This window comes from Nitrospirota bacterium (genome assembly GCA_016212185.1).
Taxonomy (GTDB): Bacteria; Nitrospirota; Thermodesulfovibrionia; order UBA6902; family DSMQ01; genus JACRGX01.
On the sequence record JACRGX010000039.1, the window covers coordinates 12,475 to 29,270 of the forward strand.

16 protein-coding genes are annotated in these 16,796 nt (G+C 42.3%); 1 reads left to right on the top strand and 15 read right to left on the bottom strand.

Features of this window, described 5'->3' with window-relative positions:
• Positions 1-2 precede the first annotated feature (2 nt).
• The 12 genes from HZA10_04445 to HZA10_04500 all read right to left on the bottom strand — a co-directional run bounded on the left by HZA10_04445 (position 3) and on the right by HZA10_04500 (position 13,298).
• The gene (locus HZA10_04445; protein ID MBI5195552.1) at positions 3-1,520 is read right to left on the bottom strand and encodes a response regulator; all 1,518 of its coding nucleotides are present in this window, start codon (positions 1,518-1,520) and stop codon (positions 3-5) included.
• Between the two features lie 10 nt (positions 1,521-1,530).
• Complete coding sequence (locus tag HZA10_04450; GenBank protein ID MBI5195553.1) at positions 1,531-1,896, bottom strand: response regulator; 366 nt, start codon at positions 1,894-1,896, stop codon at positions 1,531-1,533.
• Between the two features lie 32 nt (positions 1,897-1,928).
• Positions 1,929-3,977, bottom strand: coding sequence for a response regulator (locus HZA10_04455; protein ID MBI5195554.1), 2,049 nt, complete (start codon positions 3,975-3,977; stop codon positions 1,929-1,931).
• On the bottom strand, positions 3,974-6,010 hold the full coding sequence (locus HZA10_04460) for a GAF domain-containing protein (GenBank protein ID MBI5195555.1): 2,037 nt from the start codon (positions 6,008-6,010) through the stop codon (positions 3,974-3,976). Before HZA10_04460 ends, HZA10_04455 begins: the two co-directional genes overlap by 4 nt.
• A gap of 269 nt (positions 6,011-6,279) precedes the next feature.
• Positions 6,280-7,500, bottom strand: coding sequence for a cofactor-independent phosphoglycerate mutase (locus HZA10_04465; protein MBI5195556.1), 1,221 nt, complete (start codon positions 7,498-7,500; stop codon positions 6,280-6,282).
• Positions 7,497-8,564 carry a threonine synthase gene (locus HZA10_04470; GenBank protein MBI5195557.1) on the bottom strand — a complete coding sequence of 356 codons (1,068 nt, stop codon included), beginning with the start codon at positions 8,562-8,564 and terminating at the stop codon, positions 7,497-7,499. Before HZA10_04470 ends, HZA10_04465 begins: the two co-directional genes overlap by 4 nt.
• 2 nt (positions 8,565-8,566) lie before the next feature.
• Positions 8,567-8,803 carry an NIL domain-containing protein gene (locus HZA10_04475; GenBank protein ID MBI5195558.1) on the bottom strand — a complete coding sequence of 79 codons (237 nt, stop codon included), beginning with the start codon at positions 8,801-8,803 and terminating at the stop codon, positions 8,567-8,569.
• 130 nt (positions 8,804-8,933) lie between these two features.
• The gene (locus HZA10_04480; GenBank protein ID MBI5195559.1) at positions 8,934-9,233 is read right to left on the bottom strand and encodes a MoaD/ThiS family protein; all 300 of its coding nucleotides are present in this window, start codon (positions 9,231-9,233) and stop codon (positions 8,934-8,936) included.
• 113 nt (positions 9,234-9,346) lie between these two features.
• Entirely contained in the window at positions 9,347-10,582 is a 1,236-nt protein-coding gene (locus HZA10_04485; protein ID MBI5195560.1) for a threonine synthase, read from the bottom strand.
• Positions 10,583-10,936: 354 nt separating this feature from the next.
• A complete protein-coding gene (moeB, locus tag HZA10_04490; GenBank protein ID MBI5195561.1) occupies positions 10,937-11,737 on the bottom strand; it encodes a molybdopterin-synthase adenylyltransferase MoeB in 801 nt (266 codons plus the stop codon).
• Positions 11,737-11,985 carry a sulfurtransferase TusA family protein gene (locus tag HZA10_04495; GenBank protein ID MBI5195562.1) on the bottom strand — a complete coding sequence of 83 codons (249 nt, stop codon included), beginning with the start codon at positions 11,983-11,985 and terminating at the stop codon, positions 11,737-11,739. The genes moeB and HZA10_04495 overlap by 1 nt, the downstream gene beginning before the upstream one ends.
• Positions 11,985-13,298, bottom strand: coding sequence for a homoserine dehydrogenase (locus HZA10_04500; protein ID MBI5195563.1), 1,314 nt, complete (start codon positions 13,296-13,298; stop codon positions 11,985-11,987). Before HZA10_04500 ends, HZA10_04495 begins: the two co-directional genes overlap by 1 nt.
• A gap of 333 nt (positions 13,299-13,631) precedes the next feature.
• Between HZA10_04500 and HZA10_04505 the strand changes: the two genes are divergently transcribed.
• Positions 13,632-14,234: a dephospho-CoA kinase gene (locus HZA10_04505; GenBank protein ID MBI5195564.1), complete on the top strand. Its 603-nt coding sequence runs from the start codon at positions 13,632-13,634 to the stop codon at positions 14,232-14,234.
• Positions 14,235-14,249: 15 nt separating this feature from the next.
• On the opposite strand, the gene HZA10_04510 is transcribed toward HZA10_04505, so the two are convergent.
• The 3 genes from HZA10_04510 to plsY form a co-directional block, all read right to left on the bottom strand.
• Positions 14,250-15,194 (bottom strand): hypothetical protein, encoded by a 945-nt coding sequence (locus tag HZA10_04510; GenBank protein ID MBI5195565.1) that lies wholly within the window; start codon positions 15,192-15,194, stop codon positions 14,250-14,252.
• A 26-nt stretch (positions 15,195-15,220) separates the two neighbouring features.
• Positions 15,221-16,033 (bottom strand): 7-cyano-7-deazaguanine synthase QueC, encoded by an 813-nt coding sequence (gene queC / locus HZA10_04515; protein ID MBI5195566.1) that lies wholly within the window; start codon positions 16,031-16,033, stop codon positions 15,221-15,223.
• Positions 16,034-16,203: 170 nt separating this feature from the next.
• Positions 16,204-16,791, bottom strand: coding sequence for a glycerol-3-phosphate 1-O-acyltransferase PlsY (plsY, locus tag HZA10_04520; GenBank protein MBI5195567.1), 588 nt, complete (start codon positions 16,789-16,791; stop codon positions 16,204-16,206).
• Positions 16,792-16,796: the final 5 nt, after the last annotated feature.

The window sequence follows — 16,796 nt, forward strand, 5'->3', positions numbered from 1 at the left end:
TTTTACCACCTTAACTTCTCATATACCTCTTCAAATTGAGATGCTGTTTCCTTGAATGCCTTAAGTACCTGCGGGTCAAAATGGTGGGGCATTGTCCTTTCATCACCTTCTGTAATTATTCTATATGTTGTTTCATGGTTAAAAGCAAGTTTATATATCCGCTGATTTCTCAGGGCATCATACTGGTCTGCGATGCTTGCTATTCTGCCTTCAACAGGTATCTGTTCACCCCTTATGCCATAAGGATAACCGCCTCCAAACCATCTCTCATGATGAGAAAGTGCTATATTTTTCGCCATGGTAAGTCTCACATGGTCTCCGAGTATCTTTGCACCGTAAATTGTATGGTCCGTCATCTTAAGAAATTCTTCAGGCATAAGTTTGCCCGGCTTTCTCAAAATCTCCGGCGGGATATGAATCTTGCCTACGTCATGCATTTGTGCCTGGAGTTTTATTATATTCACAAATTTTTCAGACATGCCGAAGTGTTTTGCAAGCAGGGCACAATACTCGCCAATCCTAACGATGTGATTACCGGTATCCTCATCATTTACTTCTGCTGCCCTGGCAAGTGTCTGGACAGTATATGCAAAGGCGTCATCTGTTTCTTTGACCTGAGTGGATAAAGACTTTAGAAACAAACTCTGCATAACAAGGCTGTTTAAAACCGATGCGTCATATTCGGTAACATTTCTGCCATAATTAAGGGCAAAAATACAAAACTCATTACTCATATAACTAACGATATTTGAAACTGATATGTTAATGGATTTAAGCTTTTCAATAAAAGAATTAAATTCTGAATTAACAAGTTTGGTTTCATTATGAAAAACTATTTTTGAACTGCTCCTTTCAGGCAGACATTGACCACAGTCAAAATCAAATTCAAGCAAGGTCCTGTTTAATTTTTGAGAGAGGGACTCATACTTATACCAGTGACAACTTTTATTGGAAATATAGACTATAACTACCTGCGGCTTTTCTATCATTTCATCTGCATGTCGTATAATCCGATGAATAATACTGTCAATGCAGGATATAAAATCAAAGTCTAATGGGTTAAAAGACTTTATAATTTCCTCACCCAAACATGTCAGGTAGTTAACATTGGCATATGCAAAATTAAGCCTGTCATTGAGGTCTTTTATTTTGAGAAGCATCTTTATTCTGGCAAGAACCTCTGCCTGGTCAAACGGTTTTGATATAAAATCCTCTACACCTACCGCAATCCCTTTAACTCTGTCTTCTTTGGACCTCAAGGCTGTAATCATAATAATAGGGATATTCCTGAACCTTTCATTCTCTTTTATCATTTTACACACCTCAAAACCATCAATCTCCGGCATCATTACATCTAAAAGCACCATGGCTATATTCTTTTCTTTAATTTTCTCTATTGCCTCCCTGCCGTTCTCCACCATAATAACGTCATAACCTCTCGGTACAAGAATAGCCTCAAGAAGTTTTAAGTTTGCAGGCTCATCGTCAACACATAAGATTCTTGGTCTTTGTATAAACATAAAACCTTCCTTATTCCAACAGTTTTTTTACTTTCTTCGGCAATTCCCTTGTGTCCAAAGGCTTTGATATATAATCATCGGCGCCTCCCTGCATAATCTTTTCTTTATCGCCTGCCATAGCAAAGGATGTTACTGCAATAATCTTTATGTTCTTTGTCTCAGGGTCTTTTTTAAGTATACTCATTGCAGTAAATCCATCCATAACAGGCATCTGCATATCCATCAATATCAAATCAGGTTTATGCGCCTTTGCCATTTTTATTCCGTCCTCACCATACTTAGCCTCTATTATTTCATAGTCGTAATATCTCAAAATATCACTCAGCAACCTGCGATTTTTTTCGTTATCTTCCACTATAAGAATCTTTTTTGCCATAGTGTCTCCCTAATAGTTAATACTGATTCTGTTTAACTTTTTAATCCCTCTAACAATACCTTAATATCATCTCCGTCTTCTGGATAAATCGCAATCTTTATAATAGGGGTATATTCTGTCTCTTTTAATCCTGCTGCTATCCTTAATACAGCATTATCAACCGCCTGCCTCTCAGTATCAAAAACAACAAGGTAATAACAGCGTCTATCCTTACTTGGTAATAGAATCTCATGTTTTCGCAGTATATTCTTCAGTACTCCAACGAAGGATAGCTGTTTTTCCTGCTCATATATATAGGCAGTTTCAATGTACATCAATCCAAACTTCTTGTTACTTCTTTTATGAAATGATATGACCTTCTCAATGTGTGTCAGGAAGTGTTCCCATGTAAGCAGTTTTGTAGCAGGGTCAATAATCTGTTCAGAAGACTCTTTCTCTCTGTATTTGAATGGGATTACAAATCTGAAAGCACTTCCCTTACCCCATTCACTTTCAGCCCATATCATACCGCCGTGAAGCTCAACAAGTCTTTTTGTTAATATCAGCCCAATACCCGTGCCTGTGTATTTTTTAGTAAGGGGGGGCTCCAGTTGTGTGAATTCCTTGAAGAGATTAGGCATGTCCTCCGGCTTTATACCGACGCCTGTGTCCCTGAGAGAAATCTCTATGAAATTTCTCTCAGGGGGTTGAGAAGTGAAAAAATTAAGAAGTTGAGGGTTATGCATTTTCCCGTCTTCATAACTGCCTATTTTAGCGGCTTCTATCAGCCGTGCAGCAACGCGCACCAAGCCTCCATTAGGCGTGAACTTCACTGCATTGTCTAAAAGGTTAAACATTATCTGGTTCAATCTTGCTGAATCTGCCTCTATCTCTATGTCAGCATCAGGCTCTATTTCAAGATTTAATTTTATTTTATGCTTTGTTGCCTCTCTGTAAAACATTGTCATAGATGATTTCAAAACATCTTTCAGGAAGAATTTGCTTATTTTAAGCTCTGCGATACCTGATACCACTTTTGATAATTCAAGCACATCGTTGATAACGCTTAGTAAATGCTCACCACTGGTCAGGATGTTGGATATATACTCTTTTTGTTTTTCATTCAGTCTTCCGTACAATTCATCATGGAGGACCTGCGAAAATCCTATGATAGAATTCAAAGGAGTCGTCAACTCATGGCTCATATTTGCAAGAAACTCAGATTTTATTTTGCTTGCAGCCTCTGCCGCCGCAAGGGCCTTTTGAAGTTCAGCCTCAGACTGTTTGCGCTCTGTGATGTCTCTAAAAATACCAAGCATATATGATTTCCTGCCAAACGTCACAGGGACGGCATTGATGTCAGCATAAAAAATAGACCCATCTTTTCTCTTTACAGGAATGTTCAGCGCCAATTTAATTTCTTTTCTTCCCTGTTTATTGAATTGCTCTATGACATATGGCAGGTCTTCTTTGGGATGGATATCTAAAACCCCCATATTCATAAGCTCTTCATGGCTATAACCCAACATCCGGCAGATCATTTGATTGGCAAAATGAAATATTTTCGTTTCCATATCCGCTAACAGTATTCCGTCCGCGGCATTATTAAAAATAACTTTAAATCTCTGTTCGGATTCTCTGAGCATTTCCTCTGTTTGGTTATGTTCTGAGATTTCATCTTGCAGTTTTTTTAATGTTTCTCTCCAATTACCGTTAGCTTCATTAACTGCTTTCGTTAATTCTATTTTTTCAACAGCCCTTTTTAAAGTTACTGTAAGCACATTAAAATCAGGGGGCTTAACTACAAAGTCATAGGCCCCGAGGTTAATAGCCTTCACCGCTGTTTGAACATCACCATATGCTGTCACTATAATAACAGGCACATTAGGAGCTACCTTTTTTATTTCCTTCATCGTCTCAAAACCGTCCATATCAGACATCTTGAGGTCCAGAAGAATCGCATCAGGCACTTCTTTTTTTAAAAGCTCTAAAGCCTCTCTGCCGCTTGAAGCTGTTATAGGACTAAATTGGCGGGAACGGAGAATTTCAGTAAATGAACTCCTTACTGATTCATCATCATCTATAATTAATATTCTGTTCATTTGCCGCTTGCTCCTTGCCCCTGCCATCTCGGTATTACAAAACTAAATTTACTTCCCTTTCCATACTCGCTCTCAACCCATATTTTCCCGCTGTGAAGCTCAACTAATTTTTTTGTCAGTGCAAGTCCAAGCCCGGTGCCTTCATGCTCTTTTGTATAAGCCGATTCAAGCTGTGAAAATTCCTTGAAAAGTTTAGGCATGTCTTCTGGCTTTATACCTATACCGGTGTCAGCGACTGAGATTTCAATGAAATCAGCGTCTGGGATTGGGGATTGGTTCATCTTTGCTAACCCCTGACCCCTAACCCCTCTCCGTGCATGCACATGCACAGAGCCTCCATCCTGCGTGAACTTCACTGCATTGCTCAGGAAATTGAACATTATCTGCTTGAATTTCCTCTCATCTGCCTCTATTCCAAGGTCTGCATCAGTCTCTATCTCAAGGCTTAAATTTATGCCATGTTTCATCGCCTTTTCCTTAAACATCATCAGCGATGTGTTAAGGACATCCCTCACGGGAAAGCTACTCAATTCAAGCTCCATCTTCCCTGTTTCAACCTTAGATAAATCCAGTATGTCATTAATGAGGTTCAAAAGATGTTTGCCACTGACAAGAATGTCATCTATATATTCCTTCTGCTTTTTATTCAGCTCTCCGTACAACTCATCCTGCAGAACCTCTGAAAAACCTATTACAGAATTAAGAGGCGTCCTGAGTTCATGGCTCATATTTGCAAGAAAATCAGACTTTGCTTTATTTGCTTCCTCTGCCTCACGTTTTGCATACCCCAGTTCTTTTGTTCTCTTTCTGACAAGCTCTTCAAGGTATTCCTTGTAACTTCTTAATTCTTCTTCTGCCAGTTTGTGCTGTGTTTTTATACGGAGTGTGACGACACCATAAGTGAGGTCATCTGCTAATTCTCTCCACAGCTTCACTTCCTCTGAATCAAAAGTATCTTTTCCTGATGCATAAATGGTCAGTGCACCGAGTGTAGTTGAATTAGCAATAAGAGGCAGTCCAATAGCTGAAACATACCCCTGTCTGATTGCATCGTCCCGCCAAGGAGCAAAGTCTGGATTAGTTATAATGTCTTTGAAAATTGAAGGGTTGCCTGTGCGGATGGCTGTACCGGCTGGACCACGCCCCCTTTCTGTATTGTCCCATGTGATATTTGCTGTCGTCAGATACCCTGCCTCATATCCTGCCTGTGCAACAGGTTTTACAGTCTTTGCTTCATCATGCTCCGTATAACCTACCCAGCAAAAACGGAGTCCCCCCACTTCTACAATAATACGACATATATCATTAAGGAGTTTTGGCTCATCGGTAGCACGGATCACTAACTGATTACATTCACTGATGGCTCTAAGCGCCCTGTTGACTCTGCGCAGTTCCTTTGCTCTCTCTTTGAAAATAGTAAATATATACGAAAAGATAACGCTATATGCGGCTATACGCAGAAAGTGCCAGAGCCACCAATTCTTACTCCACGGTTCTGATAATTGGAATAACAAACCCGCCCAGGCATTAAGGAAGCAGAAATTTATAAATAAAAAATCTTCAAGACGTTTATCAACCCGATACCGGATAATAAGATGGATTGCTGCTGTCATAAAAAAGACTCCTGCCACAAAATTTAAAGCTTTTGCAGAAGGGGTAAATTTACCTTCAATGAGCATATGAGGGAATGCCTCTCTGAAGGCAATTGATACTGCTCCAAAAATTACTGCAATAATCCCCACCATCCAGAGTATCCAATTATGCCTCTGGAATCTGACTGTAAGGTTCGGTAGCCAAACAAACACAAACAATAAACCACCAAACAGCAGAGCAGTGGTGTGCAGCCACACAAAGCCGTGTCCCGGTAATGCTGCGGCGTGGAACCCATCCAGTATGCCCATGCCAATTAACGAGGCGGCAATCCATGTATAATAATCCCCGACTTTTCTGTCTTTTTGCAGTGAGAAAAGTAAAAATGCCATAGATAATGCAATGAAGCTTCCTATTGCCTCCACAATTGAATGTAGCGGCATATAAGTCCATGGTGTATGCGGGACAAAAAAATGAAGAATTAAAGTTGCCACAGCAGGAAAAATACCGCTGAGGAAAAGGGTTAAAATCAAGCCGGACTTAAATCGTGTGTTATCCATCTCTTTTTTAATACAAGCGCATTAAATGTTTTAACATGGTCATTGCAAGCGACACGCCATATTGATACACTAAAACTATATAAAATATCTCATATTTTATATTGACTGTCAACAGGAAACGAGGATAATCAGATGCGGGTTAAAGATTGTAATTAAATTTTACATTTCACGAAATAATCCATCAATGTATAACCTTTATCAAATGTCATAATATTCTTTTTCTTTAAAATGGATTCATTAAAAGCAACGCCTTTATTTTTTTTCTTAATCCGGCTGTCATATATGACAAACGGCACGGGTTCATCCGTATGTGTCCTGATTTTGACAGGCGTTGCATGGTCAGGCAAAAGCAGGATGCGGTAATCTTTAAATTTTTTCAATCCTTTCAAAACCGTTCCCACAACCTTAGAATCAAAGTCCTCTATAGCCTGAATCTTGGATTTCATGTCGCCGTTATGTCCTGCCTCATCAGGCGCCTCTACATGGAGATAAACAATATCCACTTTCTTAAGCGCATTGATAGCAGCCCTTGCCTTGCCGAGATAATTGGTATCAAGGTAACCTGTTGCGCCTTTTACTTTAATAATTTCAAAACCGGCAGAAATGCCAAGCCCCTTTGTTAAGTCCACGGCAGAGATAAGAGCGCCTTTTAATCCGTATTTGTTTCTAAATTCAGGCATTGCCGGCTTTCTGCCCTGTCCCCACAGCCAGATGCTGTTTGCAGGCTTAAGTCCCGCCTTTATCCTTTTTTTATTTACCGGATGTGACAGAAGGACATCTTTTGATTTTTGCATCAGCTCCCTGAGAACATTGCTTCCGTTTCCGCGCGAAAGATGATTTGTAATTTTTCTGCCCGTAATATCATGGGGCGGCGTGCACTGCGCTTTATCTCTTCCGCCTTTCCAGACCATGAGATGACGGTAGCTTATTCCGGGGTAGAAAATAAATTTACTGCTGCCGATTTTGGAATTTATTTTTTTGATAAGGAGCGCCGCTTCTTTGGTGGAAATATGTCCGGCGCTGTAATCATCCATCACTGTGGCGTCAGCATTCTTTAAATTTAAAAATTTCAATGTGACGAAATTGCATCTGTAGGCCACATCTTCCCGTCCGAGCTTCAGTCCCATAGAAGCCGCTTCAAGAGGCGCTCTGCCGCTGTAATATTTTAAGGGGTTGTAGCCGAATATTGAGAGGTTTGCCACATCAGAGCCGGGCGGAAAGCCGGGCGGGATTGTCCTTACCTTGCCGGCAATGCCTTCAGAAGCTATTTTATCCATGTTAGGCGTCCGCGCCGCCTGCAGACAGGTCCTGCCGCCTAATTCCTTTAACGGTCGGTCTGCCATCCCATCGCCGACAAGAATAATATATTTCATATACAGCAGCCTTTTAAGGCATCTTCCAATGCCGAAAGCTCTGCCTTTATCTTCACTGTCTGTCCTGAGACCTTCAGGGCATTATCCGGGTCCTTCAACCCGTTGCCGGTCAGAGTGCAGACAACAGTATCACCGTCTTTAAAATATCCTTTTTTTGATAACTTTATCACGCCTGCAAGTGATGCAGCGGACGCAGGCTCGCAGAATATCCCTTCTCTTAATGGAATGATTTTATAGGCCTCACGGATTTCATCGTCGGTTACAGCGTCTATTATCCCGCCGGATTCATCCCTTGCAGCCACTGCGGCTTTCCAGCTTGCGGGATTGCCGATTCTGATAGCTGTTGCAAATGTCTCAGGCTTTTCAACAGGATGCCCAAGCACGATCGGCGCTGCGCCCGCAGCCTGAAATCCAAGCATCTTAGGAAGGCTGTTGATTTTTTTGGCGGCCCGATATTCTTTATAGCCTTTCCAGTAGGCCGTTATGTTGCCGGCGTTTCCAACAGGAAGGGCATGATAAACAGGCGCCCTGCCGAGCTGGTCGCACACCTCAAATGCCGCAGTCTTCTGTCCTTCAATCCTGTAAGGATTAAGAGAATTAACAAGCGTAATCGGATGTTTTTCAACAAGCTGTTTAACCATTCTCAATGCATCATCAAAATTGCCGTCAATCTGAAGCACCATTGCGCCGTGTATTATTGCCTGTGCAAGCTTACCCATTGCTATTTTGCCTTCAGGTATAAGGACTACCGAGGAGAGCTGCGCCTGAGCCGCATATGCGGATGCAGAGGCCGAGGTATTCCCGGTTGATGCGCAGATGACTATTTTAGAACCGGCCTCAACCGCCTTTGAAATAGCCAGCGTCATTCCTCTGTCCTTAAAAGAGCCTGTTGGATTGGCGCCTTCGTATTTAAAATACAGATTAAGCTTTCTCCCTATTATATCATCCAGATTTAACGCTTTCAGCAACGGCGTGTTTCCCTCATTAAGCGTGACAGTGGGCGTACCGGCCGTTACAGGCAGGAATTCCCTGTAGCAATTAATTAATCCTTTCCAGCAGTGCATAGTTATTCCAGTATGTCTCCTTCCACGAGTTCTACTTCAACGCCCTGCTGTTGAAGGGAGTCTATTCCCTTCTGCAGATTCTCCTCAAGCCCCTCAATCTCAAGCACCATTTCACCGATTGTTTCAGTGACTTTAGCCCTCCTGATATTAGGCATAAGGTCAAACTGCTTGGCCATAGTGAATATAACAGGCCTTCTTATAAGCTGCGGCGGAAAAGTCAGCTTTATCCGCTTTTTCATTTCTCCTCCTTATTCTGCGTAAACATATTAACCACAGGGAAAATACTCATTGTAAATTTATTCCCGACCTGTCGGGACAAATTTAGCATTTAAAATTTGCATTTTGAAATGCTAATTGATAATTTTGCAATTAAAAACGCTGTTTCTTCTCCGCGCCCCCTGCAATTGCCGGGACTATGGAAATCTCATCGCCGTCTTTTACCTGCGTTTCTTCGGCTTTTAAAAATCTTATGTCCTCTTCATTGACATAGACATTAACGAACCTTCTTATTTTTCCCGCCTCGGAGATTCTTTCGCCAATGCCGAGGTACTGAGACTCCAAATCGTTGATAACACCTATAACTGTCATGACTACCGGGCTACTCGTTACTTCCTCTTTCCCCTGAGTTAATCTTTGAAGCGGAACGGGGATTCTTACTTTTACAGGCATTTCTTATAATCACCTCCTATTATTATTATAAAGATAGTTCAAGATGGTTTAATATTGTTCAAAATGGCTCAAATTTGAACTATTTAAACTATTTGAACAATATTTATATTGAACTATGTTTTTATCTTTTTCAGCGCTTCTTCAAAAGACGCCATGTTAGGCTTAATATAAGAAGGCTCTTTTGTATGACCCATAAGCGCCTCCTGAGTCTTAAGCCCGTTGCCGGTAATGCAAATGACAGTCAGGCTGTCCTTAGATATATAACCCGCCTTTATAAGCTTGATTGCTGATGCAAGCGTCACGCCGCCTGCCGTCTCTGTAAAAATTCCTTCAGTCCTTGCCAGCAGTTTAATGGCGTCTATGATTTCCTGGTCAGACACATCCTCCCCGAATCCTCCGCTCTCTTTTACAGCCTGCAGCGCATAAAATCCGTCTGCAGGATTGCCGATTGCAAGGGATTTGGCAATTGTATCAGGCTTGACGGGTTTAATAACATCAACCTTCTGTTTTAACGCGGTAACAATAGGGCAGCAGCCGCTGGCCTGCGCTGCAAAGGCCTTTGTCTTCATTTCACCTATCAGCCCTATCTCCTTCATTTCCTTAAAACTTTTCCAGATTTTTGTGAGAAGGGAGCCGCTTGCGCACGGCACTATCACATTGTCTGGAGCGCGCCATCCGAGCTGTTCAGCAATCTCATAGCCATGCGTCTTTGAGCCTTCAGCATAAAACGGTCTGATGTTTATGTTGACAAATGCCCACCGGTACCTGTTTGCAACCTCGCTGCAAAGCCTGTTAACCTCATCATAATTGCCTTCCACTGCAATCAGGTTCGGCTCATAGACAAGGGATGCGACTATCTTGCTTTTCTCAAGGCTTGCCGGTATAAAAATAAATCTCTTAAATCCTGCCTTGGCTCCCTGAGCAGACACCGCATGAGCCAGGTTGCCTGTAGAGGCGCATGCAACTGTGTCAAAACCGAATTCCTTGGCCTTCGTAAGAGCAACTGCAACCACCCGGTCCTTAAACGATAATGTCGGGTGTGCAACCGTATCGTCTTTTATATACAACTCTTTAAGTCCGAGAACTCCGGCAAGGTTGTCTGCCCTGATAAGCGGGGTAAACCCCGATTGCAGTCCTGAGTACGGCTCTCCATCTATAGGCAAAAGCTCCTTGTAACGCCAGAGGTTTTGCGGTCTTGATTGAATCTTTTCCCTGGTCAGCGTCTTTCTGATGCCTTCATAATCATAGATTACTTCAAGCGGACCAAAGCAAAACTCGCATACATATATAGGGTCAACGGGATATTCCCGGCCGCATTCCCTGCATTTAAGTCCTCTTACAAAACTCAAGTTTTACCTCCTCTCTCTTGGCAACTATTAATAACTATAATATTAATGTCTTATTATACATTGTCATTCCTGCGAAAGCAGGAATCCAGAGAAACAGACTGGATTCCGTGTCAAGCACGGAATGACAGCTAATGAAATACCCCTGCAAAGGCATGTGTGTCTGAAAAACTTTAAGGGCAACACATTAAAAGTCATGCTGCTTTTTATAAACATACAGAAGCAATTACTTAAAACTTTTTGCAGCATGACAGATAATAATCATGGTTGCGTTTTTAAAGTTTTAAGGACATATATGCCTTTGCAAAATGATTCCGGACAAGCCGGAATGACAAATAAAGGAATATTCACCTTAATTTACAGCGTGCAGTACTCCTGAGAATAATCTGCCAGCTCCGTGATAGTAGGATTAGCGCCGCATATGGCGCAGTCAGGATTTTTCGGCACCCTCACTTTTCTGAAACTCGTTGCAAGCGCATTATAGATAAGCAGTTCACCTTTTAATGGTTTGCCTTTGCCGAGTATGAGTTTTAAAACCTCTGTGGCCTGAAGCGCGCCGACGACTCCCGGCAAAACCCCGAGCACGCCTGCCTCCTGACATGATGGAACAAGACCGGGCGGAGGCGGAGACTCAAAAAGACAGCGGTAGCATGGTCCGTCTCCGGGAAGTATTGTCGTAATCTGTCCCTCAAATCTTAAAATAGCGCCGCTTACAAGGGGCTTTTTAAGCATAACGCATGCATCATTAATAAGATATCTCGTTGGAAAATTGTCAGTCCCGTCAACCACTATGTCGTAGTCTTTCATCAAGTCAAGTATATTGGTATTTGTAAGCCTTTCTTTGACAGGTATCACGTTTACGTCGGGGTTCAATGCCTCAAAGGTCTTCTTTGCCGAATCCGCCTTATTGACCCCAAGCGTTTTAACGCTGTGAGCAATCTGCCTTTGCAGATTGCTGAGCTCAACATTATCGTTGTCCACAAGCGCAAGAGTGCCGACGCCCGCAGCCGCGAGGTAATACCCGACAGGACAGCCAAGCCCGCCGGCGCCGATTACGAGAACCTTTGCTTCGGATATTTTTTTCTGCCCTTTGCCTCCGACCTCCGGCAGTATAATATGACGGCTGTATCTTTGAAGCTGTTCTTCCGTAAGTTCCATTAGTCTGCCACCTCTTTTCTCACATGGATTATCCAATCAGTGGGATTTATTTTTTCCACCTTAAGAACGGCATGACCGTAATTGAGCATCGCCTTGGGAATGCTTTCAGCCGCCTCCGGATAGTCCAGCAATATTTCAAGGACCTGCCCCACGTCTATACCCTCTATGGCAAGTTTGGATTTCACCAGAGTATACGGACAAACCACGCCCTTGATATTTAATGTCTTATCTATTTTTATTTCCGACATTAATTATTTCCCCTTCCCTCAATTCTTATTAAAGCGGTCCTGTCCGATACAACCGGCAATTTATCAATTTCCGTGAGTGCGCGGACCACATCCATTTCTTTTGCCTCGTGGGTCATCATTACAAGAGGAACGGCTTTCTCCTTTTTTCTGCCCTTCTGTATCACGGACTCAATGCTTATATTGCATGCGCCGAGTATGCCGGCAATCCTGGACAAAACCCCAGGCTTGTCAATCGCAGAAAATCTGAAGTAATACCGACTCAGCACATTCTCCATGTTTTTTATCTTTAAGCCGGATATTTCAGGCATGCCGAGCCCCTGTATCCTGCCTATGGAGCCGGATTTTATATTTCTTGCCGTATCAACGATATCGCTTACGACAGCGCTTGCCGTCGGCATCTCTCCGGCTCCCCTGCCGTAGTAAAGCTGAGAGCCGATTGCATCACCTTCAACATATATCGCATTAAATACGCCGTCTATGCTGGATATGAGCTGTTCTTTCGGGAGCATCGTTGGATGCACCCGAAGTTCCACCTCACCCCCGCTCTGCTTTGCTATGGCCAGGAGTTTAATCTTATAACCGAGGGCGGACGCAAAATTAATGTCCAGCGGCGTTATTCTCGTTATGCCTTCCGTATATATTTTTTTAAATGAAACCGGTATTCCGAAAGACAGCGAGGCAAGAATTGCAAGCTTATGCGCTGTATCAATCCCCTCAACATCAAAGGTCGGGTCTGTCTCAGCGTATCCAAGCGCCTGCGCCTCCTTCAAGGCATCTGAAAATTCAACTTTTTCCTCCGTCATTTTTGTAAGGATGTAGTTTGACGTTCCGTTTATTATTCCGTACACCGCCTGAATGTTATTGGCAATTAACGCCTCCCGCACAATCTTTATAATCGGGATACTGCCGGCAACCGCCGCTTCAAAACCAAGCTCAACCTTTTTTTTCTTCATAAAATTAAAAACATCGGGGCCCTCGGTTGCAAGAAGCGCCTTGTTGGCGGTTACCACATGTTTCCCCTTTTTTAGCGCCTCAAGGATAAATTCTTTCGCAGGATGAATACCTCCGATAAGCTCAACCACTATATCAATGCCAGGGTCGTTCAGCAGCGCTTTTGCATCATTGATAAGTAGGCCGGCCGGCAGTTTAATCCCCCGGTCTCTTTTGACATCAAGGTCCGCAATTCCGGCTAAGACAACAGGAAAACCGAGTCTCCGCTTTAATTCATCCCTCTTCTCAAGTAGTATCCTTGCGACTCCGGCGCCGACTGTGCCAAAGCCGATAATACCTATTTTGACCGCTGATTTTTTCAATTTTCTCCTTTTTTTTGTAAATGTCACTACATCCTGCACCCTAAAGGCATATATGTCCGAAAAACTTTAAGGGCAACACCTTAGAAGTCATGCTGCCTTTTACAGATAGTTCACAGCAAAGACCTTAAACTTTTTGCAGCATGACATAATAATCATTGTTGCTTTCTTAAAGTTTCAAGGGCATGTATGCCTTTGTAAAACGATTCCGGACAAGCCGGAATGACAGATTAAGAAAAGCACAACCTGCCTCCTCATTTTCAGAGGATAACTTCCAGTAATTTAATATTATGCTTTAACCAGTGAGATTTATTCAAGTATTTGTTATAATTCCTCATGCCGTTTATAGGGCTTACCGGTAATTTCGGAATGGGGAAGACCACTGTTCTGAAAATGTTTAAAAACCTGGGCGCATATACAATTAATGCCGACAGGCTCGTTTCCGGCCTTTTAAGGAAACCTGCAATAATAAATAAATTAGTCAAAATCTTCGGCAGAGAAATTCTGACAAAAAGGGCGGGCAAAACATCATTAAATAAAAAACATATTGCAGGCATAATTTTCAATAACCCCAAAAAAAGAATTCTGATTGAAAAAACAATTCACCCCGAAGTCATAAAGACTGCAAAGGGCATAAAGAATGAAATAACAGCCGCTAAGCCCTCATCAACAGTTATCTTTGAAATCCCGCTGCTTTTTGAATCACACTGTGAAAATATCTTTGACGGAATTATTGTTGTTTATTGCAGCAAAAAAACAGCGGTCAGGCGCCTGCTCAAAAAAGGCTTTTCAAAAGATGAAATCGTAAAAAGATTCTGTGCGCAAATTCCCGTTTCCAGAAAAAAAACATCGGCGGATTTCCTGATAAATAATAATTCCACCCATAATGATTTACGGCTGAGGGTTCACGCCGTTTCTAAAAAGCTCAAAATAAAATAACCGCCCGCATGCAGTTTATTTTTTCTGTTCCTGAAGCTTTTTCTTTTCCATATCTTCTTTTACCACTTTCATTCTTTCTTTCTCGGCATTAATAAACCGGAATAAATTAGGCAGTCTGTCGGGCGCAGCATCATTAGGCTCTTTGGGAATTGCCTTAAAGCGTTCCTCTTCAGAAGCTGTTTTTGACAGGCCGATAACCATGAACCCGCCGGTTTTCATCGCATCCTCAATCTCATATTTATAACCCTGAATAACAACAGGGACTGCCTCCGCCTTTTTAGGACAGCCCAATGGAACATCAAATTTCCTCAGCCTTTCTTTTGCATTGTCCATTTTATAAAAAACCGACTGGAACTTATAATCTGTTTTCTCAATTAATCTCTCAAATGCAGGCGCACACATTGTACCGGAGTAAACCAACCCCTCTGGAAAGTCCATTGTGCCTTTTTGTGTACCGCCTATGGTCTCTCCCTTTACAATCTTTGTATAAAACTCCTGATACTCAACCACTGCAGGTTTTGTCGCAAAGATTGTAAATGCCGGTTTCATCGGAAAATAATTATATCCCGGTTTATAAATAATAATTTCAGGGTCTCTGATAACAGGCCCTATGATAAAAAAATCCGGTGTCTCAATCCCCTGCAGCTGAGGTTTCGGCCAGCTTTTTTTATTTTCGCCTGTTTCAGTATAAGCAGATATTTCAAAATAACCATCCTTGCCGGTCAGAACCTCTTTAGCCTCATGCAAGCTGCTCATTACCGTAAATCTGGTGTCATAATCCCTGTACCATACAAACGATACTACAGCGCCCTCTACCGGCAGTTTTGTATCTGCATCAATCACCTTTCCGCTCCAGGGGCCGGCTTGATAAAGAGGTTTTTGCTCTTCTGCAAAAGCAATGCAATACATAAAAGCCGTTAACACAATCAAAAAAAGATAGGTAAAAATTCTCAGCTTCATCTTTTGCTCTCCTTAACTATATTATCTCATATAGACAGGGGATCTTTCACCCCTGCCTCAAAAAAACCCTTTGCCCGTAAAACACAACTGTCGCATCTGCCGCATGGAACAAAACCGTGATGCGTGATGCCTGCCTGTCCGGTAGGCAGGCGTGATGCGTGATGCGAATTCTTTTTTAACCCATTACGCTTTACGGATAACGCTTTACGGTTTTTCTGGGGGTCATAACAGCTCCATGTTAAAGCATAATCAATGCCAAGCTCAACTCCCTTTTTTATTATTTCAGCTTTTGTAAGATTAATCAATGGGGCATGTATCCTGAATCTCAGATTTCCTTCAACCGATGCCTTTGTAGCAAGATTTGCCATAGTCTCAAAGCTCTTGATGAATTCAGGCCTGCAATCGGGGTATCCGCTGTAATCAACGGCATTAGCCCCTATAAATATGTCCTCTGCGCCGATGGTTTCCGCCCAGGCAAGCGCAAAGGAGAGAAAAATCGTATTGCGCGCAGGAACGTAGGTAATTGGGATTGGGGATTGGGGATTGGGGATTGGTTTTTCTTTACTAATCCCTAACCCCTGACCCCTAACCCCTGTTTTCGGCACTTCAATATCCGCTGTAAGCGCAGAGCATCCTATCTCACTGAGGTCTGTTTTTATGATGAGATGTTTACGGACTTTAAGGCTTTGGGCGCACCGTCTTGCCGAATCAATTTCTATTTTATGCCTTTGTCCGTAATCAAACGTCATGGCATACAGTTCAAAACCGTCCGCACCGGCCATTGCACCCGTAGTTGTTGAATCAACACCTCCGCTTAAAAGAACAACTGCACGCTTCATATTTGTCTTTCTCCATATAAATACTCCTTAACCACAAAGAACACTGAAAAAACATTCATTGTAAATTTATTCCCGACCTATCGGGACAAAGTTAGCATTTAAAATTTGCATTTTGAAATGATAATTGATAATTTTGCAATTAAAAACTCTGTGCCCTCTGTGGTTATATTTTATCGGCCTATTTTTGATTCTGTGCCATTAAGCAGTCTCCTAACGTTAGACGCATGCCTCCATATTATTAAAAGAGCAATCAACAAAAAAAAGATTGTTTTGCCTTTAGATGCATCAAGCAGGACGGCGATTACAGGCAAAGCCGTATAAGCTGTCAGGGCGGCAAGAGAAGAATATCTTGTAAAAACTGCAATGGCAAGCCAGATAATAAGGATAATAACGGCATTAACCGGGCTGTAAGCCGCTAAAACGCCAAAACCCGTAGCAACCCCTTTACCACCCCTAAAAGACAAAAAAACAGGGAAAACATGACCGAGAATGGCCGATACCCCTGCGGCGCCCTCCCACAGATCTCCTCCTCCGCTAAAAAATCTGCAAAGTAAAACTGCAGCAGTTCCCTTTAAAAAGTCTCCGAGCAGAGTAATAAGGGCAGGCAGTTTTCCGGTAGTCCTCAAAACATTAGTAGCGCCGATATTCCCGCTTCCAACACTTCTTAAGTCAACGCCCTTTATCTTTGCAGTGAGAACGCCAAATGGTATAGAGCCGATTATATAAGCAGCAGCGATAGAAATAATTTCAGAAGACATTAAAC